The sequence below is a fragment of the Prauserella alba genome (genome assembly GCF_024171735.1).
In the GTDB taxonomy this organism is placed as follows: domain Bacteria; phylum Actinomycetota; class Actinomycetes; order Mycobacteriales; family Pseudonocardiaceae; genus Prauserella; species Prauserella alba.
On record NZ_JAMTCH010000007.1, the window covers coordinates 1 to 25,817 of the forward strand.

Consider the following 25,817-nt stretch of genomic DNA (forward strand, 5'->3'; position numbering starts at 1 on the left):
GAGGCCGACCGGCCCAGCACCCGCGCAATACCCCGCAGCGACATTCCCTCCCGCCGCAGATCCGCGATCCGTTCCCGCTCGGGCAACGTCAAAAACCGGGGATGCAACTCCGCCTGAACCGCCGCCAACGACCCATCACCAGACACCACCGGGTTATATCCACCAGCCCGGGCCGCCCGCACCCACCTCAACCCCGTCGAACGATGCACCCCCACCGCCCGCGACGCCGCCGCGACATTCCCACCCTCCCCATCCAACACCCGACAAAACACATCCCACACCACCGACAACCCCACAACCACTCCTCAAAACCAGGAGCGTTGCAACCACCACTAGAACCCGCCTTGCGCCTCCCGGAGGCCGTGTTGCGTTTTCCGGGGACCGTGTTGCGCCCGTAGCTCATGCACCCGCCCGCCACCCCCAACGTCGCGCTGACGCGCGGCTGCACCTTCGCGCGCGTGTCCTGCGCCGGCGGCGGATCCCGACCGTCTCGTGGGTAGCTCATCCCCGCTCCGTGTCCCCGAGCAGTGCGGCGACGTCGGCGCCTGCTGCGACCAGGGCGATCGTGCGACGGGCGATGTCGGTCAACCGCTCCTGCAGGGCTTCGATGGGGGCGTCGACGTCGCCGAGTTCGCGGACGGCGTCGAGGGTGTCGCGTACGGCGGGGATTCCGTAGCCCGCGGTACGCAACGCGGCCGCGATGCGTGCTTCGCGAATGACCTGTTGGGGGTACCGCCGCGCCCCGTACGACGTGACCCGCTCCGGCAGCAGCAGTCCTTCGCGCTCCCAGAACCGCAATGTCGAGGTGCGCACGCCGAGCGCCTCCGCAAGCACACCGATGGACATGGCGTCGGGGGATCTGGCGTCGGGGGATCTGGTGTCGGTGGACTCGGCGTCAACGGACTCGGTGTCGGGGGACGTCTCGTCCTCCTGCGGATCGGTCTCGGTGCGGATCGCCCGAAGCGCGGCGATCGCGTCGAGTGCCTGGTTGCGCAGCCGGGTGAGGTCGACGTGGAGCGCGCCGACGACGGCGGCCGCCCGGTCGAGCGGCAGGGTGCGGACCTCGCGCAGGGTGCGGCGCGCGGCCACGGGGCCGATCGCGTCGGCCAATCCGCGGTAGGCACGCAGCGCCACGACGTGCCGGTCGGCGAACCGCCGGTAGTTGTTCGGGGCGCGCGTCGCGGGCGGGATCACGCCGAGCCGCTCGAGGTCGCGGACCTGCTGTGGGCTGTACCCCGTCGCCGAGGCGAGTGCCGCCGTGGTCAGCGGGCGCCCGCCCGTCGTCGAACCCTCCACAAGCACTTCAATAACAGACTTGAGCCATGAGCATCGACGACATTCTCGGCCACGTCCGCACCTTTCCCGGCTCGCTGGTGCTCTCACCGGAGCCCGGCGGCGACCACCCGGAGATCGCATGGGGCGATCACTTCATCTACTACGCGCCGGACCGGCGGGTTCCGCTGCGCATCCAGCCCTACGCCACGATCGTCACGAAGAACTATCCCGCCGACGACGAGTCCCGGCTCGATGCCGACGACAGGTGGCGGATCAACGTCCACGTCACGCGTGAGCGGTTCGCGCTGCTGGTCGGGCAGCAGGCCGCCGCTGTGGACTTCGCAGGTGTCGACCTCGCGGCGACCGACACGGTGCTGCCGCATCCGGTGTATGCGCGCACCGGGCTGGTCGCCGTCGTGAACCCGGGTGAGCGCACGGGTGAGCTCGTCGTGGACCTGCTGCGTGAAGCCCACGACCGCGCCATGGCGCGTGCGAACCGGGCCTGACCCCGACGCTCGGCGGTGCTCGTCCCCGGCCGGGAGCGGTGCTCGATGCGCTGCATGGCGAGTGAAAACATCCTACGGTCGGGGGATGCGCCGCCTGTTGCTGCTCGTGCTCGCCGCCCTGGTCGCCGCGTTCGGCGCGTTCGTCGTCGGGATGCGCCGCAAATCGCCGATCCTGCAGGACCGCCTCCGGCAGTTCAGCAAGCGCGTCATGACGCCCGCCGTCCTTCCGACGGCAGGTACCGCCGGACAGGGTAACGGCGTGGTGCACCACCGGGGACGCACGAGCGGTCGCGAGTACGCGACGCCGGTGACGCCGGTGCCGATCACCGGTGGCTTCCTGATCGCACTGCCCTACACCTCGCGCGTCGACTGGGCTCGCAACATTCTCGCCGCCGGCGAGGCCACGATCGTTCACGACGGGACGAGCCACCGGGTCGTCGATCCGGCCGTGGTGTCCTACCGCGAGGTGGCCGAGCTGCTGCCGCGGTCCGCCCGGATCGGGGCGAGGGTCTTCTCGATGGACGAGTTCCTGCGGGTTCGCGCGGCTGGGTAGGCGACTCCCGCCGGGACAATTCGTAACAGTGCTTATATAAGCCCTGTTACGATTACCGGGTGACTGAAGAAACCACTGGTCAGGGCGATCCGACGGACGTCGGCTTCTGGCGGCCGCTGCGACGGTTGCAGGACGCGATGGACGCCGAGATCGCGCGCCTGTACGCCGAACACGGCGTGGACGTCAGGCCTCGACACACGATGCCGCTGATCCGCCTCGGCAGGCTCGGGCCGATGACGATCCGCAGGCTCGCCGAAACCACCGAGGTGACGCATTCGGCGATGAGCCAGACCGTCGCCTCCCTCCGCGGCGACGGTCTGGTCGCCACCCGTCCCGGGGACGACGCGCGCACCCGCGTCGTCGAACTCACCGACGCGGGCCGTGAGCTGTTGCCGTTCCTCGAAGCGGAGTGGCGCGCGACCGAAGCGGCGGTCGCCGAGCTCGACGCCGAACTGCCGTACGCCTTCAGCCGCGTCGTCGCGGACATGGCCGCCGCCCTCGAACGGAAGCCGTTCCGCGATCGCATCGCGGAACGGCTTCCGGACGCGCCGTGACCCCTCCCGTACCGCACCGGACGGCCGGGTCGTGAGCCCGCTCGGTGCGCTCGTCGACGTGCGGCCGCTGCGTGCCAGCGCGGACTTCCGCAGGCTGTGGATCAGCACGTCGGCGTCGACCCTCGGGCAGCAGGTCGCCGTGGTGGCGGTGCTCGCGCAGGCGTGGGCGTTGACGGGCAGTTCGTTCGCGGTCGGCGCCGTCGGGCTGGCACAGGCGATCGGCATGGTGATGTGCGGCCTGGTGGGCGGCGCGCTCGCCGACGCCGTCGACCGGCGACGCCTCGTGTTGTGGACCACGGTCGGCCAGACGGTCGCGGCGACGCTGCTCGCGGTGCAAGCGATTGCGGAGCTGCGGTCGTTCGCGCTGATCCTGGCACTGGTCGGGATGCAGGGCGCGCTGGCCGGCCTCGGGGCGCCCGCGCGGCGGACGCTGGTGGTGAGCCTCCTGCCGCCCGCGCAGCTCAGCGCCGGGTTGGCGCTGTCGAGTCTGAGCTTCCAGGTGGCGCTGCTGGTGGGTCCCGCGCTCGGCGGAGTGGTCACGGCGACGTGGGGGCCGACAGGCGGGTACGCCCTCGACGCGGCGTTTCTGCTGGTCGCCGCCTACGGACTGGCTGGGCTGCCCGCGATCCGGCCAGAGGGCGGGGACCGTCCGGGGTTGCGATCCATCGCCGCGGGACTGCGGTTCGTGGTGGTCAGCCCGGTGCTCGGCGGGTCGTTCCTGACGGACGTGCTGGCGACCGTCGTCGCCATGCCGGTGGCGCTGTTCCCGGCGATCGCGGCGCAGCGGTTCGACGGCGATCCGCGGCTGATCGGCTGGTTCCTGTCGGCGATCGCGGTGGGCGGGCTGGCCGCGAGCCTGGCGTCGGGCGTGTTCACGCGGGCGCGGCGGCTCGGGGTGGTGCAGCTCGCAGGGGCGTTGGGCTGGGGTGTGGCCATGGCGGGGTTCGGTCTGGCCGAGCCGTTGTGGGCGGCGCTGGCCTGGTTGGCGTTCGCCGGCGCCTGCGACGTGGTGGCGGTGGTGTCACGCGGAGCGGCGACGCAGCTCGCGACGCCGGATTCGCACCGCGGTCGGGTGAGCAGTGTCGAGTTCGTCCTCGGCGCGGCGGGGCCGGACGTCGGCAACTTCCGCGCGGGCGGGGTCGCCGGGCTGACGTCGGCGCCGTTCGCGGCGGTGTCGGGTGGTCTGCTCTGCGTGGTGGGTCTGTGCGTACTGACGCTCGTCAACCGCCCGCTGCGCACCTTCGAACGCCCGTGACGTTGCAGTAGTGAAAGTCCCCAAGGGCACCTTGGTGGCGTTGAGTGCGACCAAAGTGCCCTTGGGGGCGCCACAACCCGACTGCTACGTCTCGTCGGATTGCGCTGCCGCAAGGGCGCCGCAGCCGCCTCCGCCGCACGCGCAGCCACCGCAGCCGGCAGGTTCGGGCTCCGGTTCGGGCACCGCCTGTGCCGCCCGGTTTCCGAGCGCGCCGCCGCCCGCGACCAGTGCGAACATGCCGACGAGGCCGATCACGGCGGCGATCACCGTCCCCCAGACGGTCGGCATCACGAATCCGGCCACGCCCGCCAGTACGCCGACGACGCCCGCCACGGCGGTCGGCAGCCCGGCGACCCGGTTCGCGACCCGGAACGCCTCGTCGCTGCGCAGCGTCGCCCGCGTGCGCACACCCGCCCCGCGGTCACGAGGCAGCTTCTCGCGCAGGCCGAGGACACCGCCCCAGCCGACGAGGAGGCCGAGGACTGCGGGGATCAACGAGGCGACGATCACGACGATCACGACCCCGAGAATACGCAGCGGACCGGATCGTCATGTCGACACCCGAACCCGCTGTGCGCAGCGTCATGCCGCGCGGGAACGGTTCCGCCGACGTTCGGTGCGCCGGGTCACGCGGGCGGCACCCGGTGTGATCGGGCCGCGGGGTACGGCCGCGGACCAGTACGCCTACGTAAACCGGGTGACATCGGGAGTTACCATGGGAGCGTGAATTCGGCGAGCCTGCTCCTTAGCCGGCCGCGCTGACCCGCGACCAGCGGTCGGCGCGGCGAACCCCTCATGCCTCCAGGCTGGGGGGTCGATTGCTTTTCAGGGCGTTAAACCAGACGTCACAGGTGGCAGGCCACGAGTGCGGAAGGGTTCCGGCGAGATGACAGACGGCAGCGACACGACCCCGGCGCAGCGGTACAACGCGGCGCTGGCCGGGCAGATCGAGCGGCGCTGGCAGGACTACTGGTCCGACCACGGCACCTACCACGCGCCCAACCCGGCGGGCCCGCTCTCCGACGAGGCCGCGCCGATGCCGTCCGACAAGCTGTTCGTGCAGGACATGTTCCCGTACCCGTCGGGATCGGGACTGCACGTCGGCCACCCGTTGGGTTTCATCAGCACCGACGTGTTCGCGCGGTACAACCGCATGATCGGTCGCAACGTGCTGCACACGATGGGCTTCGACTCGTTCGGACTGCCAGCCGAGCAGTACGCGGTGCAGACCGGCACGCACCCGCGCACCACCACCGAGAACAACATCGAGCGGTACCTGGACCAGATCCGCCGCCTGGGCTTCGGCCACGACGAGCGCCGCCGCATCGCGACCACCGACATCGAGTTCTACAAGTGGACGCAGTGGATCTTCCTGCAGATCTTCAACTCGTACTACGACGACCGTGAGAACAAGGCGCGGCCCATCGCCGAGCTGGAGAAGCAGTTCGCAGCCGGTGAGCGTGAGACGCCGGACGGCCGCGCCTGGTCGGAGCTGCCCGCCACCGAGCAGCGGAAGATCATCGACGAGTACCGCCTGGTGTACATCTCCGAGGCTCCCGTCAACTGGGCGCCCGGCCTGGGCACCGTCGTGGCGAACGAGGAGGTCACCGCCGAGGGACTGACCGAGCGCGGCAACTTCCCCGTGTTCCGCAAGCCGCTGCGGCAGTGGATGATGCGGATCACCGCGTACGCCGACCGGCTGGTCGACGACCTGGATCTGCTGGACTGGCCCGAGAAGGTCAAGTCCATGCAGCGCAACTGGATCGGCCGCTCACGCGGTGCGAACGTCCGCTTCCCAGTGGGCGACGAGACCATCGAGGTGTTCACCACGCGCCCGGACACGCTGTTCGGGTCGACCTACATGGTCCTGGCACCGGAACACCCGCTGGTCGACAAGCTGACCGCCGACGCGTGGCCGGACGGTGCGAAGGCGGCGTGGACCGGCGGCGCCGCGACACCGGCCGAGGCCGTCGAGGCGTACCGCAAGGAGACCGCGCGCAAGTCCGACCTGGACCGCCAGGAGACCAGGGACAAGACCGGCGTCTTCACCGGCTCGTACGCGACGAACCCGGCCAACGGCGAGTCCGTGCCGGTGTTCATCGCCGACTACGTGCTGATGGGCTACGGCACCGGTGCCGTCATGGCGGTGCCCGCCCACGACGAGCGCGACTTCGAGTTCGCGACCGCGTTCGAGCTGCCGATCCTGCGCACCGTCGAGGCGCCGGAGGGGAATCCGGCCGACGAGGCCTACACCGGTGACGGCACCGCGATCAACTCCACCAACGAGGACATCAGCCTGAACGGCCTCGGCGTCGACGACGCCAAGAAGGCCATCATCGGCTGGCTCGAGGAGAAGGGCCACGGCGAGGGCACCGTGCAGTACAAGCTGCGCGACTGGCTGTTCGCGCGGCAGCGGTACTGGGGCGAGCCGTTCCCCATCGTCTACGACTCCGACGGCACGCCGATCGCGCTGCCCGAGGATCAGCTGCCCGTCGTGCTGCCGGACGTCGACGAGTACTCGCCGAAGACGTTCGACCCGGACGACGCCGAGTCCGAGCCCGAGCCGCCGCTGGCGAAGGCCACCGACTGGGTCGAGGTCACGCTGGACCTGGGCGACGGGCCGAAGACGTACCGCCGCGACACCAACGTGATGCCGCAGTGGGCCGGTTCGTGCTGGTACCAGTTGCGCTACATCGACCCGACGAACGAGGAGCAGTTCGTCGACCCGGAGAACGAGCGGTACTGGATGGGCCCGCGCGCCGCCGAACACGGCGTGAACGACCCGGGCGGACTGGACCTGTACGTCGGCGGTGTCGAGCACGCGGTGCTGCACCTGCTGTACTCGCGATTCTGGCACAAGGTGTTGCACGACCTGGGCTTCCTGTCGTCGGCAGAGCCGTACCGGAAGCTGTTCAACCAGGGTTACATCCAGGCCTACGCCTACACCGACTCCCGCGGCGTGTACGTGCCAGCCGAGGAGGTGACCGAATCCGAAGGGAAGTTCTTCTACAACGGCGAAGAGGTCACCCAGGAATACGGGAAGATGGGCAAGAGCCTGAAGAACTCGGTCGCTCCCGACGAGATGGCCGACACCTTCGGGGCGGACACGTTCCGTTTCTACGAGATGTCGATGGGCCCGCTGGCCGATTCGAAGCCGTGGGCGACGAAGGACGTCGTCGGTGCGCACCGCTTCCTGCAGCGGCTGTGGCGCCTGGTCGTGGACGAGCAGACCGGTGAGCTGCGCGTTTCCGACGACGAGTTGTCGGCGACGGATCTGAAGCTGCTCAACAAGACCATCGCGAGCGTGCGCGAGGACTACGACGAGCTGCGGTTCAACACGGCGGGCGCGAAGCTGATCGAGCTGAACAACCACGTCACGAAGACGTACGGTTCCGCCGGGGCCACGCCGCGTGCGCTGGCCGAGCCGATGGTGCTGATGCTGGCGCCGCTGTGCCCCCACATCGCCGAGGAGTTGTGGCACCGGCTGGGCCACCCGGACACGCTGGTGCACGGCCCGTTCCCGGTGGCCGACGAGAAGTACCTGGTCGACGAGACGGTCGAGTACCCGATTCAGGTCAACGGCAAGGTGCGTTCGCGGATCACGGTGGCCTCCGACGCCGGCTCCGGCGACGTGCAGGCGGCCGCGCTGGCCGACGAGAAGATCGCGGCGGCCCTGGACGGCGGCGAGCCGAAGAAGGTCATCGTCGTACCGGGCAAGCTGGTCAACGTCGTCGTCTGAGCGAGTCCTGAACGCCCCCAAGGGCACTTTGGTTGCACTCAATGCAACCAAAGTGCCCCTGGGGGCAGGGCGGCCCCCGGGTTAATCGGTTGTGCCGAACCGCGCACGCAAGTTGTCCACATCCCCTCGGTTGTCCACAGGGATGGCGATCAGTGGTTCCGTCGTCCCCTGGCGGTCCGCACGATCAGACGGATGAGACGAGGGCGATGGGCTGACAACCCCGAGACGTTAAGGCTGCACAGCAGACTGGGCGTGACGCGCGCGGCAACGCTGCAGGAACTGACGGTCGACAAGAGCACGGTTTATCGCCGCTGCCTTCCCGGTGGGCCGTGGCAACGTCTCCTGCCCGGCATCATTCTGCTCGAGAACTCCCCACCGACCCTCGATCAACAGTTGACAGCCGCGCTGCTGTACGGCGGCCCGGGCGCGCTGATCACGGGTGTTCACGCATGTCGACGGCAGGGGTTGCGCCTGAACAAGTTCGGCACAACCGCACGTGATCCCGAGAAGATCCACATCCTGATCCCGCATACGCATCGTGTCGAAAGTTCCGGTTTCGTACTGGTCGAGCGGACCCGACGCATGCCGAGAAGTACGTACATCGACGGTGTTCCTGTGGCCCCTGTCCGGCGGGCGGCGCTGGACGCCGCACGCCGGCTTCGGGCCGATGAACCGGTCGCGAATCTGCTGTTCGAAGCGATGCAGCGCGGACATTGCACGCCCGGCGACCTTCGGGCGGAGCTCGACATCGGTGGGCAACGCGGCACGGCGATTCCCCGGCGGATCCTCGGCGAGATCACACATCTCCGATCCGTCGCGGAACTGGATGCGAAGCGGCTCACCGCCGCGATGTCTCGTCCGCCGACCCACTGGAACGTCAAGCTGTTCTCCCCTGACGGGCGGTATATCGCCACTCCTGACGCCTGGTGGGACGACGTCGGACTGGCGTGGGAAATCGACTCGGCCGAGTTCCACTTCTCACGTGACGCGTATGACCGGACCGTGAAACGTAACTCCCGGTACGGCCAGGCGAGCGTTCCGGTCGTGCAGACGTTGCCTTCGGAGTTGCGAGGCAACCCGAGCACCGTGCGCAGTGAGCTTGAAGCCGCCTACCGTGCCGCTTCCGAACTCGGTCGCCCACGGGTGCGGATCGTCGGACTCGGCAGCGCGTCAGGTTCGCGGGGGTCGACGTCCAGTGGGCCGGAGTTCCCCGCTGCATGACATGACGGGCTGCGCAGCGGTCGGCGCTTAGTGGCCGGCTGCACAGTGACGACGGCTCGACATGACGGGCCACCCAGTGCTGAGCGTTTCGGGCGCACCGTGGGGATGGCGCCCCGTGGCCGCCCGCTTTGCCCGGCTTCGCGAGGGGAAGATTCGTCGCGTTCAATGCAACCAAGGTGCCCTTGGGGGCACGGAGTGCTCAGGTGGCGGTTGTGGGGAGGCCGATCTCCCTGGCCAGGTCTGCCAGCAGGGCATCGAACAGCGTGTCGGGCTTCGCCAGCGGGATCGGGTAGTTGCCGAACACCTCGAGGGTGACGTGGCCGTACAGCCGCGCCCAGAACTGCATCATCAGGTACGTCGTGCCGACCGTGAGCCGCTGCGGGGGCACGTCGACGCCCGCCTCCGCCAGCACGGCCAGCAGCGCGTCACGGTAGCCGGCCAGGTCGTCACGGAGTTCGGCGGGTACGACGTCGTCACTGGGCAGCGCCGCCTCGTCGGCGAGCAGCACATCGCCCGCGGCGAGCAGGAACAGCCTGCCGAACGGTTCGGTGAGCTGCTGCAGCTTGGCCGTACTGCTCGTCGCCGCGGTCGCACCCGACGCGAACACGAGCGTGAACTCGTTGGTGTGCGCCAATGCCCAGCGCCGGAACCCGCGGCAGATCGCGAACAGTCGCCGCGGCCCGCCCGCCTCGTGCCCGGCGATCTCACCGGCCAGGGCTTCGCCCAGGTCGGAAACGACGTCGGCGCGGAGGTGCTCGAGCAGGTCGTCGCGCGATCCGTAGTACCGGTAGAGCGCGGGCGCGGTGATGCCGAGTTCGCGGGCGATCGCGCGCAGTGTCACCGCCTCGGGTCCGTGCTCGACGAGCAGCGTCCGCGCCGTCTGCCGGATGTCGCGATCGGTGGCGGCGCGTTCGCGGGCCCTGCGCCTTCCCGCCTGGTCCCGTCCGCTGCGGTGGGGAGTCGAGCCGGACCGTGGTTCCGGGCCGGGCGACGTCGCCCGGCCCGGCGGCACCGGCTCGCTCGGCGGATCCGATGGAGACACCGGGCCTGACGGGGGCAGCGGGCTCGACGGCCTGTCCATCCGCAAAGTCTATGTGCGCCGCGCTCACCGCGTGCGGCAGTCGGCTGAAGTCGGGGCGCCGCCGGCACCGATCACTCGGGGGGCTACGTGACCGATGCCGGCGACCCGACGTCCGACCGGACCGGACGGCCCCGCCGGACAACACACCGCGCGAGCGCGGTATGCCTGTGAGAGCCCTTGCGGACTCGAACCATGACGCCGGCGTTCCCGTCTCACTCGAAAGTAGGAACGCCTGTGCTGGGCGGCTCGCCTGATTGTCGCACTGATCGCCGCCACAGTTACAAAAACTTTCACATCTGGTTCCGCATATCTGCATCTGCAAATGCCCCCGCAGGCGGCATGGCAGGGTGTAGGGGTGACCGCAGCTGTTCTCGTCGTCGGCTCCGCCAACGCCGACCTCGTCGTCGCCACGGATCGACGACCCGCAGGTGGAGAGACCGTTCTCGGTGGTGACACGCAGATCCTCCCCGGTGGCAAGGGGGCGAACACGGCCGTGGCCGCGGCCCGCCTCGGCGCCGACGTCGCACTGATCGGAGCCGTCGGTGACGACGCCCACGGCAGGCTGCTGCTCGACTCCCTCCGCGATTCCGGGGTCGCCACCGACCGCGTGCGTGTGGTCGACCGGCCGACCGGCGCCGCCTACATCACCGTGACCCCAGACGGCGAGAACTCGATCCTCGTCTCCCCCGGCGCCAACCACGCGCTGACACCCTCCGACGCCGCCGACCCGGCGGGCGCGCGAGTCCTGGTCGCCTCCCTCGAAGTGCCCCTCGACGTCGTGGAGCACGCGATCGCCTGCGCCGCAGGAGCGGGCGTCCGCACGGTGCTGAACCTCTCGCCCACGGCGAAGCTGTCCCGCGAGACGTTGCAGAACCTCGACGTACTCGTGGTGAACGAACACGAGGCCGCCTGGCTGCTCGAAGCCGGCGACCACGACGGAGCCCACGGCGGCGACTACGGCAGCGGCGACCACGGCAGCGACGCCGGTCGCCTGCTCGACCTCGGCCCGCGGGCGGTCGTGATCACGCGCGGACCGGAAGGTGCGCTCGTCGCCACCCGCGACGAGCAGGCGGGTATCGACCAGGTGGAGGTGCCGTCGCCGCAGGTCACGGCCGTGGACACGACAGGAGCGGGCGACGCCTTCACGGGCGCGCTCGTGACGTGGCTGGCCTCGGGTGCCACAGTGGCCGACGCTGCGCGCCGGGCCGTCGACGTCGCCGCGGTGTCGGTGACGAAGCGCGGCGCCCAGCCCTCGTATCCGCTGCTCGACGAATTAAGCTGAGTTTCCGATCAGGTTTGGGAGGAACAGGCACATGGCCGAGGCGAAGTTGTCCGGCGTGGGCGTCAGCCCCGGCCGCGCGAGCGGCCCGGTCGTACGGGTCACCGACACCATCGAGGAGCCGGCGAGCACGCCGGGACCGGACGATCCGTACGCCGAGTCCGCGCTGATCGGCCCGGCGGCCGAGAAGGTGGCCGCCCGGCTCGAAACGATGGCTTCCGCCGCGACCGGCGACGCCGCCGCGATCCTCACCACCACGGCGGCGATGGCCGCCGACCCGTCGCTCGTCAGCCAGGCCGAGCAGCTCGTCACCGCACAGCGCATCCCCGCGGCCCGTGCCGTCTACGAGGCCGCCGGACACTTCGCGCAGGCACTGGCCAACGCGGGCGGCTACATGGCCGAACGGGTCCGCGACGTCCACGACGTGCGTGACCGCATCATCGCCGAGGTCCTCGGCATCGCACCGCCCGGCGTTCCGGAGCTGACCACGCCGAGTGTGCTCGTCGCCCGCGACCTGGCCCCCGCGGACACGGCCGGGCTCGACCCGGCGAAGGTGCTCGCGCTCGTCACCGAGGAGGGCGGGCCGACGAGCCACACGGCGATCCTCGCGCGGTCGATCGGCATCCCGGCGATCGTGGCGGTGCGGGGCGCGTTGACGTTCGGCGCCGAAGCCGTCGTGGTCGACGGCGACGCGGGCACCGTCGAGGCGGCCGACCCGGCGGCACCGGTCGTCACGGCGACCGCGGGCGGAGCCGCCGAGTGGAACGGCAAGGGCGAGACCTCCGACGGTCACCCGGTCAAGGTGCTGGCCAACGTGGGCGCACCCACCGATGCGCGCGCCGCCGCCGACGCGGGCGCCGAAGGTGTCGGCCTGTTCCGCACCGAGTTCTGCTACCTCGACGCCGACGACGAACCCGGCGTCGACGAACAGCGCTCGGCTTACGCCGCTGTCCTCGAGCCGTTCCGCGGCAAGCCCGTCATCGTGCGCACCCTCGACGCGGGTGCCGACAAGCCGTTGGCGTTCCTCGCGCCGGAGGCGGAGCCGAATCCGGCGCTCGGCGTCCGCGGGGTGCGCGTGGCGTTCGACCGGCCCGGCGTGCTCGATCGGCAGCTCGAGGCCATTGCGGGCGCCACCGCCGACTCCGGCGCAGACGTCGCGGTGATGGCCCCGATGGTCGCGACCGCAGACGAGGCGGCGTGGTTCGCCGAGCGAGCGCGTGCGGCCGGGATCGCGCGGGCAGGCGTGATGATCGAGGTGCCCGCTGCCGCGCTGAGCGCCCGCGAGGTGCTGGAAGCCGTTGACTTCGTGTCCGTCGGCACCAACGACCTCGCCCAGTACACGTTCGCCGCCGACCGGCAGCTCGGTGCGGTCGCCACGCTCAACGACCCGTGGCAGCCCGCGTTGCTGCGGCTCATCGGCATGGTCGGCGACGCGGCCAGGGTGACGGGCAAACCAGCGGGCGTGTGCGGCGAGGCGGCAGCCGACCCGGGACTCGCCAGGGTGCTGGCAGGCCTCGGCGTGACGAGCCTGTCGATGAACGCCGCGTCGGTCCGCGCCGTCGGCGCCGCGCTCGCCTGCGTGACGTTGGCCGAGTGCGAACGTGCCGCGGAGCAGGCGCTGGCCGCGCCGAATGCGCAGGCGGCCCGCACGGCGACGAAGTAGGCACGCGGCTTCCGCCGCCGCGTCCGCCGGGGAGCCGTGGTCGTTCGGCGGGGTCCGATCAGGCGAGCCAGCTGCGGCGCGGGTGCCGCACCGTCATCGAACCGCCGACGACCCGGCCCGTCACCACGATCCGCGGCGTGCCCGCGGTGCGGGTCGAGTCGGTCTTGTCGGTGAGCGTCGACCACTTCAGCTCGTCGATCCCGTTCAGGTCCACGGACGCCTGCTCGGGCACGATCAGATTCACCGAACCCCACTTCGTGTCGAGCTCGACGTGCACGGAACCGCTGGTGAACTCCGCCGACGAGAAGTCGAGCTTGGTCTCGCCGTACTTGTTGCGCACCAGAATCTCGGGTGGCACCCGCCAGCGTCCGCGCCGCACCAGCGTGCTGCCGACGCCCTTGATCTCCACGCGCCTGCCCGAGGTGGGCCGGTCGGCCCACGGGTCGTCCGGCTGTCCGGCGGTCCAGACCGGGCCCGCCGCTCCGGCAGCGGGCACGGCGTCCTCGTGCCGTAGCCCGGGCAGGTCGACCAGCACCGAGTTGAGTTCACCCCGGGTGCGCGCCCCGAGCGCGGTGTCGGCGCGCTCCGAGAACTCGTCCAGGTCCAGCATGCCGTGACCGATCGCGCGCTGGAGCAACTCGACGACGTGTTCCCGCTCGGCATCGGACACCCGCAGGTTCCGCAACCGCTCCCGTTCGGTCGCGCCGGGAACCGTCTCGGATGCCGTGCCCGCAGGCTCGGCCGACCCCGCCGTGCCTGCGGTGTCCGCTGTGCCTGCGGTGTCCTCCGGGCCGGGAGTCTCGGCGGGGCCCGGCGTCCCGGCCGGCTGCTCGCCGGTGTTCGCGTCGCCGGCGGACGTCGCGTCGCTGGAGTACTCAGTCACACCGAGAACGGTACGACCGTGAGCCGCGCACCGGATCCGGGAAACCCCTGAGAACCGCCCCCGAACCACACCGGAATCTCCCGGAGGGTCACTCCTGCTCCTGGTCGAGGCCGTGCTCGATGGCGTAGCGGGCGAGCTCGACCCGATTGTGCAACTGGAGCTTCCGCAACGTCGACTGCACGTGGTTCTCCACGGTGCGGTGCGAGATGACCAGGCGGTCGGCGATCTGCCGCGCCGTCAGGCCCTTCGCGACGAACCGCAACACGTCCTGTTCGCGCTGCGTCAACTGCGGTGGCGGGTCGCCGCCGCTCGGGGTCTCGGCCATCCGCCGGTACTCGCCGAGCACCATCCCCGCCAGGCCGGCCGTGAACACCGGGTCGCCGTCGGCCGTCCGGCGCACGGCATCGACCAGCTCGGTTACGGACGCCGACTTGACGAGGTAGCCCGAAGCGCCCGCCTTCACCGCTTCCAGCACGTCGGCGTGTTCACCGCTGGCCGACAGCACGAGCACCCTCGTGTCGGCCAGTTGCCCGGTGATCGCCCTGATCGCGTCCACGCCGGACTGTTCGCCGAGGTTGAGGTCCATCAGCACGACGTCGGGGGTGACCGTGGTCGCCACCCGCACGGCCGAGTCGACGTCAGCCGCCGTGGCGCGCACGTCGAAGCCGTGCTCGCCCAGGTCTCGCGCGACCCCGTCCCGCCACATCGGATGGTCGTCGACGATCATCACCGACACCGTCATCGGGTGGTCCTCCTCAGGTCGACCGGTCGTGGCAGGTGCATTTCCCACTCGGTTCCCGCACCGGGTGCGGTGTCGAGCCGGGCCGTCCCGCCCAGTTCGGCGAGGCGACCCCTGATGGACTGGGCAACGCCGATGTGCCCCTCCTCGGCCGCCGCTTCGAGCCGGCCCTCGGGAATGCCGGGGCCGTCGTCGCGGACCGTCAGTACGATCTCGTCGGTCAGCTCTTCGAGCAACACCCACGCCTTCGCACCTTCGCCCGCGTGCTTGTCGACGTTGGAGAGGGCCTCCTTCACGGCGGTCAGCAGTTCGTCGACGGTGTCGGCGGGCAGCCGTACCTCGGACGCGGGGCCGGAAACCTGCACCCGCGAGGTCGCCAGTACGCCGAGCGCGGCGCGCAGGTCGGCGTTGCCGTCGCTCGGGCCGAGGGGCTCGGAGGTCACGAGAGCCCGGAGTGCGATCTCCTGTTCACCCGCCTGCTTGGCGAGTTCCGCGGCTTCGCCGCCGAGTTCTGCCCCGCGCCTGCGCACCCGCGCGAGCACCTGCAGCACGCTGTCGTGGATGGAGCGCGCGAGGCGTTCGCGTTCGGCGGTGGCTGCCTCGGCCCGGAGCGCGCGGGAGACGACGGCCTGTGACCGTCGCGCGGTCGTCGCGGCCATGCCGACGATCGTGCCGCTGGCCAACAGCAGGAGTCCGTCGCGTGCGACGTCGAGGTCGAACTTCCAGCGGGCCACGCCGGTGGACACGGCGACGATCAGCCCGCCGATCGCCCCGCCGACGGCACCGAACCGCGACCCGGCCGTCAGCGGCGCGACGGACGCCCACACCGTCGTCAGCAGCGGCGCGGTGATGGCGAACTGGTACTCCGACAGCGCCAGCGGCGAGAGAAGCATGATGCCGCACGTCACGACCACGTCCGCCACGACGAGGCCCGCGTAGCGGGTGCGCACGCGCACGAATGCCGCCGTCGTCACGATCGACCACACGACCATCGCAGCCCACGCGCCCCACGCCAGTGCGAGGTTGCGGTACTCGTCGAAGTGGACGATCACCGCACCCAGTGCGAACGCCAGCGTCATCCATCGGAGCACGATGGTTCCCCACCACAGTGGGGTGATCGGATCGAGCAGGTTCGGTTTGGATGCGGTCGTCATCGGGGCCGCCAGGCTACTCCTCGGATCTGTCTGATTCGCCGGTCGTCACCGTAGTGTCGGAGTTCGTAGTGCCGGGATCCGCGTCCCGGGATGCGGCATCCGTGTCGTCGTGGTCCGGACCGTCGGGGTCGGACTCGGATCCGGCCGCATCGGTTCCGGCTCCGGAATCACCGTCACGTTCGGCGTCCTCGCCGTGGACCAGCGATTGGATGCCGGCGTTCAGCACGGCGAGCAGCGGCACCGCCAGCAGTGCCCCCGGGATGCCGGCCACGGTGAGGCCGACGGTGATCGCGAGGACGACGGCCAGCGGGTGCAGCTGCACCGAACGGCCGAGCAGCAGCGGCTGCAGGACGTTGCCTTCGACCTGCATGACGCCGACCACGATGGCCAGCACGATGACCGCGGCGAGGAAGCCGTTGGTCACCAGCGCCACGAGTACCGCGACGGCACCGGTGACGACGGCGCCGATGATGGGGACGAACGCGCCGAGGAAGATCAGGGTGGACAGCGGCACCACGAGGGGGACGCCGATGATCCACAGGCCGATGCCGATGAGGACGGCGTCCACGACGGCCACCGCGGCGGTGGCGCGCACGTAGTTGATCAGCGACGTGAACGACCTGCGACCCGCGAGGTCGACGCGGTCGCGCACGTTGCGGGGCACACCGCGGATGAGGAACGTCCAGATCTGGTTTCCGCTGGTCAAGAAGAAGATCAGGATGAAGAGCGTCAGCAGGAACCCGGTGAGGAACGTGCCGATGGTGCCCGCCGTGGTCAGTGCGCTGGAGGTGACCGCCGCCTGGTTCTCCTGGATGAACCCGATGCCGTTGTTGATGGCGTCCTGGATCTGGGTCTGTTGCAGGTGCAGTGGCCCGTTGATGAGCCAGTCCTCGATCTGTTCGAGGCTCTGCGAGACCTGTTGCTGCAGCGCGGGCAGTCCGTCGGTGAACTGGATGATGACGAACGTCAGCAGCCCGCCGACGACGCCGAGTCCCCCGATCAGCACGATCACGGCCGACACCGGTTGCGGCAGGCCGATCCGCGTCAGCCGGTGCACCGCCGGGATCAGCAGTGCGGCGAGCAGCAGCGCCACCGACAACGGGATCACGACGACGGGCAGGTAGCCGACGACCTCCCCGACGACGTACAGCGCGGCGACGATGACCAGGAATCGCCACGACAGCGCCGCGGCGATGCGGAAGCCCTTCGGTACCGATCGTGCGACGTCGGCGTCGAGGGAGCTGGCGTGGGGTGCGGGATCGGGGGTGGGGCTCCCGGTCGTCCGGGCCGTGTCGTCGTCCACGGGACAACCGTATCGAGATCGACGTCGCCGTGTGCGGTGAGTCGATCTACGGGCGGTGGCTACTACGCCGAGTGATGCGTTGCCACGGCGCGTAATTTTCACACCTTCGTGCCATCAAGTCGCGCGGGACGTGATTTCCGGGTCTCGCGTTTGCCATTCTCGTCGGCACGTGGGTGAAACCCGCCCGGGAATTCATTTTCCGATTCTTCTTCATGTTCTGCAGTGCCCGAGGGCGGGCGCCGGCAGGACCGAGGCTTGTACAGGGCCGTGCGCGCAGTGGTGTTTCGAACGCCGAGCCGTGCGGGTTCGAGATTCGCGAGGAGTGTGCGTGGCAGCGACGACCCCGACACCGGACGCCCGGCGCGTCCGTCGGTGGTTGGCGCGCGCGCTCGCCGTCTCCGGAGGTGCGGCGGCCGCTACCGCGATCGCGTGGGGCGTCGGCACGACGTCCGCCTCCGCGGTCGAGAACCCGCTCGACAACGTCGGCGACGCCAAGCCGGCGGCCGACGTCCCGTTCGCCTCCGGGTCCGGGGACACGCGGTCCCCCGACTCCCACTCCCCCGGCTCCCACTCCGCGGAGACCCGGGCTGCGGGCGAGCAGTCCGGCGCGCGGCATGCGCAGTCGTCGGACGGTGGTTCCGACCACGGCGACGCCTCGGGTAGGGGCGAGTCCACCGGAGCCGGTGCGGGGTCGCCCGACACCGCGTCGGGCCGGCACGTCACGGATCGTGCGAACGCCGAGGGGCTCGCCGCGTGCGACCACGCCCCCGGTCCCTCCGACGTACGCGGCCTGTTCGACGACGCGCACACCGACCGCTTCGACATCGCTCGCTTCGCCGACCGCGGCCGTGAGCTCTCCGGCCGCGAGCTGTCCGGTGCCGAACTGCCGGGTGACGCCGCGGAGTCCGTGGCGGCTGCCGAGTCCGTGGACTCCGCGCACGGCACCGATTCCGAGAGCGCACCCTGCCCGGATTCCGGTGCCGATCGCCCGGACGGTGCCGACGCGCCGGACGCCGCAGAGCAGACCGAGCAGTCCGGCGCTGCCGACGGTTCCGATGCCGCGCGGCAGCACGTCGAGCAGACCTGGTCACACGTCACCGGCCGGACTCGCGACGCGGTCCACGGCTTCGGTGACGCGCTGCGCACCGTGGCCGACGACTGGTCCGGCGACCGTTCGCCGGACTGGAACGGCTGGCCCGACGTCGAGCTGCCGTGGTCCGGCTTCGCGCCCGATCCCGGCGACCTGCCGTCGCCGAACGACGTGCCGTGGGGTTCCGGTGGCCCGGATCTGCCCGAAGGCGCCGCCCAGACTTCGCCGCACGACGCCGACGCCCGCGCTCCGGGCGACGAGCGGCACGACGCCGTGACGTCCACTTCGGACCGCGGCAACCATGAGACGTCCGGTGTCCTCGACACCGGTCACGACGGCGCGAGCACCGAAAGTGCCGCCGTCGACACCGACTCCGGAGAGCCGACGACGCCGTCGTTCCCGGAGTTCGACCCGCAGTACGTGCCGGCCTCCGTGCCGTCGCACTCGTCGATCGCCGGCAGCGCGCACGCCGATGCGCCGTCCGGCGCCGTCATCACCACGGCCGCACCGTTCGCCGTGGCCGCCGCGGGTGCCGTCCGGCGCTCCGGCCTGCTGCACAAGTCGATGTCGCCGGGTTCGCAGCCCGGTGTGACGCCCGACTGATCACTTCCGCGGGGTAGCCGGCGCGCCCCTGCGGATTTCCGTTTTTCCGCTTTTATTTCTCCGCGCCGGCTTTTCCTTTCCCCGCATTTCCCGCGACGCGCCGTTCGGCGCGCTCGCCATCCGCCTCATGTCCCCGCGCGTCCGGCGGAGCGCAGATATGCCCTCTCAACAGGGAACCTAGGAAAAGGAGAACACCACATAATGCAGACCTGGGCGAAGCGCGGATTGCAGACCGCGCTGGTGACCGGTGGCATGATGATGCTGGGCACCGGCATCGCTTCCGCAGACGAGAACGTCGACCCGGATTCCCCCGCCGGTCCGCTCGATGCTGGCGTCAGCGTTCCCGTTCAGATCGAGGACAACGCGGTCGGCACGCCGATGGGGCAGCACAACCTGCCCGGTGTCGACAGGGAGCTCAGCACCAAGCCCGTCACGGACAAGGTGAACGAGGCGGCCGCTCCGGCCATGGAGAAGGCCAAGCCCGTGTCCGACAAGGTGAACGAGGCCGCCGCGCCGGTGTCCGAGCGGCTGCAGTCCGCGGCCGACCGCGGCAGCGCGGCGATGACCCAGACGGGCCCGCACACCGAGAAGGCGGCTCCGAGCGTGGAATCGCCGGTCACCAAGGCGACCGAGGCCGGCTCCGACCGTCTCCCCGGGCCGGTTTCCGATTCCGTTCCGCAGACCGGGCAGGTCACGGACACGCTCACGCAGCAGGTCGGCAATGCCGACGCACGCCAGGTGCCCGAGCCGGGCAACGACCCGTTCATGGGCAACAAGGTCGACACCAACATCGCGCTGCCGATCCAGATCACGGGCAACGCGGTGGGCATCCTCGGTGACGCCGAGGTGCACTCGGACTCCGAGCAGTCCTACGAGCACAACTCCGACGTCAGCACCGACGGCTCCTCCGGCGGGCTCGCGGGCAACGTCGTGGCCCTCGATTGGGCGGCGCCGGTGCAGATCTCCGGCAACGCCGGCAGCCTGGGCGGCTCGGGCAAGACCTCGGGCAGCGCCTCGCAGGACGCCACCACCACGGGCGACGTGGACACCGACGGCAGCAACGGCGCAGGCGCGGGCAACATCGTGTCGCCGCAGGGCGCCACCCCGGTGCAGGTGTCGGGCAACGCCATCGCGTGGTTCCTCGGCCACTCCGAGACCGACTTCGACCCCAGCAGCTCCGCCGAGAGCGGCGGTTACCTCGCCACCAACGGTGAGGGCGGCTCCATCGCGGGCAACGTGGTGGGCGCGCCGGTCGCACTGCCCGTGCGGGTCGCGAACAACGCGGCCACGTGGGGCGGCGACGCCGACGCCTCCGGTTCGTCGATGGTCGACGCCGCCGCCGGTGACGACACGTCGCCCGGCATGCACGACATCGACAGCTTCATCCAGACGGAGGGCGAGAACGGCTTCGCATCCGGCACGATCGCCCAGCCGCAGGTCGCGTCGCTGGCCTCGGTGACGGGTGTCGCGGGTTCGTGGATCGGCAACGCGGCGACCGGTACCGCGGGCGACCGCCAGACCGGCGGCACGGCGTCCGACGCCACGATGACCGCCGGCGGTCCCTCCAACACCAACGGCAACGAGGCAGCGGGCTCGGGCAACATCGCCGACGCTCCGGTGGCGCTGCCGGTGGAGATCTTCGGTGTCGGCGGCACGTGGATCGGTAACGCGCACGCCCAGGACCACGTCAACAGCACCGAGGCCACGGCGGGCGGTGACACGCTGACGCCGGGCGACGAGTCGGTCCTGTCCTCCAACACCGCGTCGCCGGCGATCGCGTCGGCCGCCGAGGTGTTCGGCGTGGGCGGTTCGTGGATCGGCAACGCCTCGGGCAGCGCCGAGTCCGACAAGCTCGTCGAGGCGGGTGGCTACAACGGCACGCTCGCCAACGAGTCCTCCGGTTCGGGCAACCTGGTGCAGGTGCCGCTGGCCACGCCGGTCGAGGTCTTCGGCGTCGGCGGCAGCTGGATCGGCCAGGGTGCCGGCGAGGCCGAGGAGACCAAGGAGGTCATCGCCGGCGGTGGCGGCAGCACCATCGACGACTACGGCTTCGCGAACGCCAACCTCGTGCAGGCGCCGGTGGCGCTGCCCGCGCAGGTCTTCGGTGTCGGCGGCAGCTGGATCGGCAACGGCTTCGGCGAGGGCGAGGGTGACACGATCACCGAGGCCGGCGGCGACGCGACGGCAGCGGGCGACAAGGGCACGGCGGCCGGCAACATCGGCTTCGTGCCGGTGTCGCTGCCCGCGCAGGTGCACGGGATCGGCGGCAGCTGGATCGGCAACGGCCACGGCACCAGCAGCAACCTGACCGACTCGATGGCGGGCGGCGACGCCACGACGTCGGGTGAGCAGGGCTCCATCGCTGGCAACCTGGTCGAGGTTCCGGCCGGTGGCGCGGCGTCGGTGTTCGGCAACGGCGCGAACTGGATCGGCACCGCGTCGGGCACCGGCGTGAACGACGTCGTGTCCGAGGCAGGCGGCGACTCGGAGACCGTCGGTGACGGCGGTTCGATCGCGGGCAACATCGTCAGCGCCGACGCGATGCCGATCGTGTCGGCCTTCGGCAACGCGGCCAGCCTGACCGGTGTCGCGAACGGTGCGGGCGCGAACTTCGTGGACGTCACGTCCGGTGGCGACAAGGAGACGTCCGGCATGGGCGGCGCGATCTCCGGCTCGATCATCGACGTGCCGCTGACCGCAGTGGCGCAGCTGTTCGGCAACGCAGCCACGGCCGGCGGCGTCGCGAACGCCATCGGCGACAACACGACGGTCGGCGAGTCCAGCGGCACCACCACGACGGCCGGTGACCCGCAGTCGCTGTCCGGTGTGGACGTGCAGCGTCCGATCGGCGTCGTCGCGCAGGTGTACGACGTGCCGCTCGAGCTGCTCGGCCAGGCGACCACCCTGGCCAACAACGACACGGACCTGACGGTCGCCGACGCGCCGATCGACCCGATCATCGGCAAGGAGATCAGCGGCTCGGAGCTGCCCGCGACGGGCATGCCGAACACGCCGTACTTCGCCGCGCTGGCCAACCGGGCGCCGGAGCTGGCCTCGGCGTCCCCGATGCAGCGTTCGGCGACGCCGGCCGCGATGCCGTCGGCCCCGGGGGTGCCCGCCGTGCCGGGCCTGCCGGGCGCGGGTGACCTGCCCGCCGGCGACCTGCCGGTCGGTGAGCTGCCCGCCGGCGACCTGCCGGTCGGTGAGCTGCCCGCCGGCGACCTGCCCGCCGGTGAGCTTCCGGTCGACGGCCTGCTGCCGGAGCTGTCCGGTGCGGCGGCTCCGGAGCTGCCCGCGATGCCGGCCCAGCGTTCGGACGTGCCGCAGCTGCCCGCCGACCCGACGCAGGGTGAGTTCGCGGGTGCGCTGGACGGCGTCTCGCTGAACGGTGTCGAGCTGGGCGGCACGGACATGCGTGCCGCGGAGATGCCCGCCACGCCGGCCCTGCCGGGCGCGGGCGAGCTGCCGACGGCCGGTGACCTGCCGGTCGAGGCCGACATGATGAAGGGTGCCGCCGAGCAGGTGTCCTTCAACGGCTACGGCCTGGGTGCGTTCGTCTGAGCCGAACCCATCCGCTGCCGGTCCACGTGAGACCGGCCGAGTGAGATTCGCGGGCCCCGGAAGCGATGTCGCTTCCGGGGCCCGCTGCCGTGTGCGGGGTGGTCGCCGGTGCCGGGATCAGCCGAGCTGGACGGAGCGTTTCGCGAGGCCGTGCCAGTAGCCGTCGATGACGGTGTCGGGCGTGCGGTCGTCGCCTGCGCCGAGGGAGACGAACAGGGGCGCGAAGTGTTCGGTCCTCGGGTGAGCGAGCTGGGCCGCGGGTGCCTTGTGCCGGAAGTCGAGGAGCGCGTCGATGTCGCCCGTGGCGAGCGCGCCTGCTCCCCAGTCGTCGAACTCGGCGGACCATGCCGGAGGTGTTCCGCCGGAGCCGTCGGTCTGGCGCATCGCGACGAGGTTGTGGGTGAAGAAGCCGCTGCCGATGATCAGCACCCCGCGGTCCAGCAGCGGGGCGAGGCGGCGGCCGAAGTCGTGGAGTGTGCGCGGGTCGAGGGTCGGCAGGGACACCTGGAGGACGGGTATGTCGGCGCCGGGATACATCTCGACGAGGGGCACGTAGGCGCCGTGGTCGAGGCCGCGTGCCGGGTCGTCGTGGACGTTCCCGCCGAGAAGTTTCCGCACGTCGGCGGCGAGATCGGGGGCGCCGGGCGCCGGGTAGGTGACGTCGTAGTAGCGATCGGGGAAGCCCCAGAAGTCGTACACGAGCGGGACCGTCGTGGTGGCTCCGAGAGTGGCGGGCGCCTCCTCCCAGTGGGCGGAGACGACGAGGATCGACGTCGGCGTCGGCAGGTCGGCGGCCCAGTCGGCGAGCTGACCGGTCCAGGTGGCGTCGTCGGCGAGCGGCGGCGCCCCGTGGCTCAGGTACAGCACGGGCATCCGGTCGGTCATGACGCCTCCCTGGGTGGACCACAACAAGAACGTTGAATTTTCAACCACAACCATACGCCGCTACCGGGGTTCACGCACAGAGGTGTCCGTCACCGCAGGTCGGATGCGTCCCACGGAGTCGCCGCGCCTGTCATGCTGCGCTGTCATGACAGGCGACGCGGATGAGTTCGAACGGCATCGGCCGCTGGTGTTCCGGGTGGCGTACGGGATGCTCGGCTCGGCCGCCGACGCCGAGGACGTACTGCAGGACACGTTCGTCAGGTGGCACGGCGCGCGGCCGGATACGATCAGGACGCCGTCGGCCTGGCTGGTCAAGGTCGCGACGAACCTCTGCCTGAACCGGCTCACCTCCGCTCGGGCCCGACATGAGCACTACCCGGGTCCGTGGCTTCCGGAACCGGTGTTGACCGGCGACGGCACCCTCGGCCCGCTGGAATCGGCCGAACAGCGCGAGTTCGTCTCGCTGGCCTTCCTCGTCCTGCTGGAACGCCTGACCCCCGCCGAACGGGCGGTGTTCGTGCTGCGTGAGGCGTTCGGATACCGCCACGACGAGGTGGCGGAGGCGCTGGCGGTGTCGGCGGCGAACTCTCGCCAGCTGTATCGCCGCGCCCGGCGACAGGTGGCCGCGGCGCGCGAGGCTTAGGACGGCGAGCGGGCCGGCGCCGGGGACCGAACGCGGCAGCGCGACCTGGTGGGACGTTTCCTCTTGGCCGCGCGCGAGGGCGATCTCGCCGGATTGGAACGACTGCTGGCGGAGGACGTCGTCACCTGGGCCGACGGCGGTGGACGTGTCGGCGCAGCGCGTCGTCCCGTGGTGGGCGGCGCGAAGGTGGCGCGGTATCTGCTCGGCGCGCTGGCGAAGGCGGGCGACGTTCCGGATCTGCTGGTGTCCGAGGTCAACGGTGAGGCGGCGGTGCTGGCCGTACAGGGGCCGAGCGGGCGCGGGCCGGGTCTCGTCGGTGTGATGGTGCCCGAGGTGGGCGACGGCGTCATCATCGGAATCCGGATCGCCGCGAACCCGGACAAGCTCGGGTTCGCCTCCTTTCAGTTGCTGCGGCTGTCACATTCCGCGTGGTCGTCCGGTTCGTAAGGGGAATACCAGTTGCGCGGGATGCCGTCCGCAGGCGAAGGGCGGTGACGTGCTCCGATCCGAAAGTGGGGCCGATGAGAACTTCGATCCTGGTCACGGGCGGTACGGGAACTCTGGGCCGAGTCGTCGTGGACAGGCTGATGGCTTGGCACGACGTGCGGGTGCTGAGTCGCGGGCATGCGGGTGATCGGCCCCCGGAGTGGGTACAGGGCGACCTGCGGACGGGTGCCGGGCTCGCCGCCGCCGTCTCCGGTGTGGACGTCGTCGTCCACTGTGCGACGACCAACGGGAGCGGCGACGTGGCCGCCACGCGGAATCTGCTCGCCGCGGCTCACCGTGCCGGACGCCCCCACGTGGTCTACGTGTCCATCGCGGGCAGCGACCGGATACCGCTCGCCTACTACCGGGCGAAACAGCACTGCGAACGGCTCGTCGAACACTCCGGACTGCCGTGGACGATCCTGCGCACCACACAGTTCCACGACCTGGTCGCGAGGTTCTTCTCGGCGCAGCGGTGGCTTCCGGGCGTCGTGGTGCCCGCGGACGTCAGCTTCCAGCCGATCGACGTGCGCGACGTGGCCGACCGGCTTGCCGTGCTGGCCGCCGAACCCGCGGCGGGGCGGGTGGCCGACCTGGGTGGTCCGCAGATCCGCACCACCCGTGAGCTCGCGCGGACGTATCTGCAGGTCACGGGTCGTCATCGAGCCGTACTGCAGCTGCCACTGCCGGGCAGGACGTTCCGCGGTTATCGCGAAGGGTGGCACCTCGTCCCCAGCAACGTCGCCGCCGGGAGGACGTTCGACGAGTTCCTGGCCGAGTCGACGACGGGGGCGAGGTCGTGAGCACGGCCGTAAGGGTGGTGCTGCGCGGCGGGCTGGGCTTTCTGCTGGCCACCCAACTCGTCATCGGCTGTTGGGCACTGTTGTTCCCGCGGGCGTTCTTCGCGATCCCGTGGGTCGGCATGCGCATGGACTACAACGAGCACCTGATGCTCGACTACGGCGCGTTGAGCCTGGCTCTGTCGGTGGTACTGATCGCGGCCGTCGTCGTGACCACGCGCAGCCTGGTCCAAATCGCGCTGACCAGCTACCTGGTGTTCGCGGTGGCGCACGTCGTCATCCACGCCCGGCTGCTGCATCACCTCACGCAGGCAGAAGCGACCAGCCTGATGATCGCGTTGGGCGCGGCGGTCGCCATCCCCGCCGGCCTGCTGGTCCTGACCACCAGGCCGGGCGCGAAGTCAAGGTCTCAGAGCGGACCGTAGGAAGCTGCCGACGCGCCGGCTTCTCGCTCCTGCTGCGCTCGTGTGGATGGCCGAGGCCCTCGGCGAGGACCCTGCAGTCGTGCAGGTAGCAGCGGACGCAGCCAGAAGCGAGGCGAATC

The 25,817-nt window shown here is 70.7% G+C and carries 23 protein-coding genes; 14 read left to right on the plus strand and 9 right to left on the minus strand.

Going from position 1 to position 25,817, the window contains the following annotated elements; translation table 11 throughout:
* A partial coding sequence (locus LY12_RS26310; protein ID WP_372493611.1) for a helix-turn-helix domain-containing protein occupies positions 1-257 on the minus strand: 257 nt, incomplete at its 3' end.
* Positions 258-501: 244 nt separating this feature from the next.
* Entirely contained in the window at positions 502-1,296 is a 795-nt protein-coding gene (locus LY12_RS22015; RefSeq protein WP_253859359.1) for a MerR family transcriptional regulator, read from the minus strand.
* A gap of 26 nt (positions 1,297-1,322) precedes the next feature.
* Here LY12_RS22015 and LY12_RS22020 point away from each other — a divergent pair, with 26 nt between their 5' ends.
* From LY12_RS22020 to LY12_RS22035, 4 genes are all read left to right on the plus strand, one after another.
* Positions 1,323-1,781, plus strand: a complete 459-nt coding sequence (locus tag LY12_RS22020) for a DUF6194 family protein (RefSeq protein WP_253859360.1) — start codon at positions 1,323-1,325, stop codon at positions 1,779-1,781.
* Between the two features lie 85 nt (positions 1,782-1,866).
* Positions 1,867-2,334 carry a PNPOx family protein gene (locus LY12_RS22025; protein ID WP_253859361.1) on the plus strand — a complete coding sequence of 156 codons (468 nt, stop codon included), beginning with the start codon at positions 1,867-1,869 and terminating at the stop codon, positions 2,332-2,334.
* Between the two features lie 59 nt (positions 2,335-2,393).
* On the plus strand, positions 2,394-2,888 hold the full coding sequence (locus tag LY12_RS22030; protein ID WP_443678891.1) for a MarR family winged helix-turn-helix transcriptional regulator: 495 nt from the start codon (positions 2,394-2,396) through the stop codon (positions 2,886-2,888).
* Between the two features lie 31 nt (positions 2,889-2,919).
* On the plus strand, positions 2,920-4,143 hold the full coding sequence (locus LY12_RS22035) for an MFS transporter (protein WP_253859362.1): 1,224 nt from the start codon (positions 2,920-2,922) through the stop codon (positions 4,141-4,143).
* 84 nt (positions 4,144-4,227) lie between these two features.
* Here the strand turns inward: LY12_RS22035 and LY12_RS22040 are convergent, their stop codons facing one another.
* Positions 4,228-4,653 (minus strand): SdpI family protein, encoded by a 426-nt coding sequence (locus tag LY12_RS22040; protein WP_253859652.1) that lies wholly within the window; start codon positions 4,651-4,653, stop codon positions 4,228-4,230.
* Positions 4,654-5,029: 376 nt separating this feature from the next.
* Between LY12_RS22040 and leuS the strand changes: the two genes are divergently transcribed.
* Positions 5,030-7,882, plus strand: a complete 2,853-nt coding sequence (gene leuS, locus LY12_RS22045; RefSeq protein WP_253859363.1) for a leucine--tRNA ligase — start codon at positions 5,030-5,032, stop codon at positions 7,880-7,882.
* 252 nt (positions 7,883-8,134) lie between these two features.
* Positions 8,135-9,103 carry a hypothetical protein gene (locus LY12_RS22050; RefSeq protein ID WP_253859364.1) on the plus strand — a complete coding sequence of 323 codons (969 nt, stop codon included), beginning with the start codon at positions 8,135-8,137 and terminating at the stop codon, positions 9,101-9,103.
* A gap of 199 nt (positions 9,104-9,302) precedes the next feature.
* On the opposite strand, the gene LY12_RS22055 is transcribed toward LY12_RS22050, so the two are convergent.
* Entirely contained in the window at positions 9,303-10,184 is an 882-nt protein-coding gene (locus tag LY12_RS22055; RefSeq protein WP_253859365.1) for a TetR/AcrR family transcriptional regulator, read from the minus strand.
* 355 nt (positions 10,185-10,539) lie between these two features.
* Here LY12_RS22055 and LY12_RS22060 point away from each other — a divergent pair, with 355 nt between their 5' ends.
* Entirely contained in the window at positions 10,540-11,466 is a 927-nt protein-coding gene (locus LY12_RS22060) for a ribokinase (protein WP_504967636.1), read from the plus strand.
* A 31-nt stretch (positions 11,467-11,497) separates the two neighbouring features.
* Entirely contained in the window at positions 11,498-13,126 is a 1,629-nt protein-coding gene (gene ptsP / locus LY12_RS22065) for a phosphoenolpyruvate--protein phosphotransferase (protein WP_253859371.1), read from the plus strand.
* 58 nt (positions 13,127-13,184) lie between these two features.
* Here the strand turns inward: ptsP and LY12_RS22070 are convergent, their stop codons facing one another.
* The 4 genes from LY12_RS22070 to LY12_RS22085 all read right to left on the minus strand — a co-directional run bounded on the left by LY12_RS22070 (position 13,185) and on the right by LY12_RS22085 (position 17,097).
* Positions 13,185-13,811, minus strand: a complete 627-nt coding sequence (locus LY12_RS22070; protein ID WP_301303089.1) for a DUF1707 SHOCT-like domain-containing protein — start codon at positions 13,809-13,811, stop codon at positions 13,185-13,187.
* Positions 13,812-14,097: 286 nt separating this feature from the next.
* Complete coding sequence (locus LY12_RS22075; RefSeq protein ID WP_253859373.1) at positions 14,098-14,751, minus strand: response regulator; 654 nt, start codon at positions 14,749-14,751, stop codon at positions 14,098-14,100.
* Positions 14,748-15,902 carry a MacS family sensor histidine kinase gene (macS, locus tag LY12_RS22080; protein WP_253859374.1) on the minus strand — a complete coding sequence of 385 codons (1,155 nt, stop codon included), beginning with the start codon at positions 15,900-15,902 and terminating at the stop codon, positions 14,748-14,750. Before macS ends, LY12_RS22075 begins: the two co-directional genes overlap by 4 nt.
* A 13-nt stretch (positions 15,903-15,915) precedes the next feature.
* Positions 15,916-17,097, minus strand: a complete 1,182-nt coding sequence (locus tag LY12_RS22085; protein WP_253859654.1) for an AI-2E family transporter — start codon at positions 17,095-17,097, stop codon at positions 15,916-15,918.
* Between the two features lie 436 nt (positions 17,098-17,533).
* Here LY12_RS22085 and LY12_RS22090 point away from each other — a divergent pair, with 436 nt between their 5' ends.
* On the plus strand, positions 17,534-18,898 hold the full coding sequence (locus LY12_RS22090; protein WP_253859375.1) for a hypothetical protein: 1,365 nt from the start codon (positions 17,534-17,536) through the stop codon (positions 18,896-18,898).
* Positions 18,899-19,099: 201 nt separating this feature from the next.
* Entirely contained in the window at positions 19,100-22,459 is a 3,360-nt protein-coding gene (locus LY12_RS22095; RefSeq protein WP_253859376.1) for a hypothetical protein, read from the plus strand.
* 117 nt (positions 22,460-22,576) lie between these two features.
* Here the strand turns inward: LY12_RS22095 and LY12_RS22100 are convergent, their stop codons facing one another.
* Positions 22,577-23,344, minus strand: coding sequence for a dioxygenase family protein (locus LY12_RS22100; RefSeq protein WP_253859377.1), 768 nt, complete (start codon positions 23,342-23,344; stop codon positions 22,577-22,579).
* 145 nt (positions 23,345-23,489) lie between these two features.
* Here LY12_RS22100 and LY12_RS26155 point away from each other — a divergent pair, with 145 nt between their 5' ends.
* From LY12_RS26155 to LY12_RS22115, 4 genes are all read left to right on the plus strand, one after another.
* Positions 23,490-23,987, plus strand: coding sequence for a sigma-70 family RNA polymerase sigma factor (locus LY12_RS26155; RefSeq protein ID WP_308292156.1), 498 nt, complete (start codon positions 23,490-23,492; stop codon positions 23,985-23,987).
* A gap of 48 nt (positions 23,988-24,035) precedes the next feature.
* Positions 24,036-24,434, plus strand: coding sequence for a sigma-70 family RNA polymerase sigma factor family protein (locus tag LY12_RS26160; RefSeq protein WP_308292157.1), 399 nt, complete (start codon positions 24,036-24,038; stop codon positions 24,432-24,434).
* 74 nt (positions 24,435-24,508) lie between these two features.
* Complete coding sequence (locus tag LY12_RS22110) at positions 24,509-25,276, plus strand: SDR family oxidoreductase (protein ID WP_253859379.1); 768 nt, start codon at positions 24,509-24,511, stop codon at positions 25,274-25,276.
* A complete protein-coding gene (locus tag LY12_RS22115) occupies positions 25,273-25,698 on the plus strand; it encodes a hypothetical protein (protein ID WP_253859380.1) in 426 nt (141 codons plus the stop codon). The genes LY12_RS22110 and LY12_RS22115 overlap by 4 nt, the downstream gene beginning before the upstream one ends.
* Positions 25,699-25,817: the final 119 nt, after the last annotated feature.

Coding starts and splice junctions, on each gene's coding strand:
- LY12_RS22055 (WP_253859365.1), bottom strand. CDS start 10,184: ATGGACAGGCCGTCGAGCCCGCTGCCCCCGTCAGGCCCGGTGTCTCCA.
- LY12_RS22020 (WP_253859360.1), top strand. CDS start 1,323: ATGAGCATCGACGACATTCTCGGCCACGTCCGCACCTTTCCCGGCTCG.
- LY12_RS22075 (WP_253859373.1), bottom strand. CDS start 14,751: ATGACGGTGTCGGTGATGATCGTCGACGACCATCCGATGTGGCGGGAC.
- LY12_RS26155 (WP_308292156.1), top strand. CDS start 23,490: ATGACAGGCGACGCGGATGAGTTCGAACGGCATCGGCCGCTGGTGTTC.
- LY12_RS22095 (WP_253859376.1), top strand. CDS start 19,100: ATGCAGACCTGGGCGAAGCGCGGATTGCAGACCGCGCTGGTGACCGGT.
- macS (WP_253859374.1), bottom strand. CDS start 15,902: ATGACGACCGCATCCAAACCGAACCTGCTCGATCCGATCACCCCACTG.
- ptsP (WP_253859371.1), top strand. CDS start 11,498: ATGGCCGAGGCGAAGTTGTCCGGCGTGGGCGTCAGCCCCGGCCGCGCG.
- LY12_RS22100 (WP_253859377.1), bottom strand. CDS start 23,344: ATGACCGACCGGATGCCCGTGCTGTACCTGAGCCACGGGGCGCCGCCG.
- LY12_RS22025 (WP_253859361.1), top strand. CDS start 1,867: ATGCGCCGCCTGTTGCTGCTCGTGCTCGCCGCCCTGGTCGCCGCGTTC.
- leuS (WP_253859363.1), top strand. CDS start 5,030: ATGACAGACGGCAGCGACACGACCCCGGCGCAGCGGTACAACGCGGCG.
- LY12_RS22110 (WP_253859379.1), top strand. CDS start 24,509: ATGAGAACTTCGATCCTGGTCACGGGCGGTACGGGAACTCTGGGCCGA.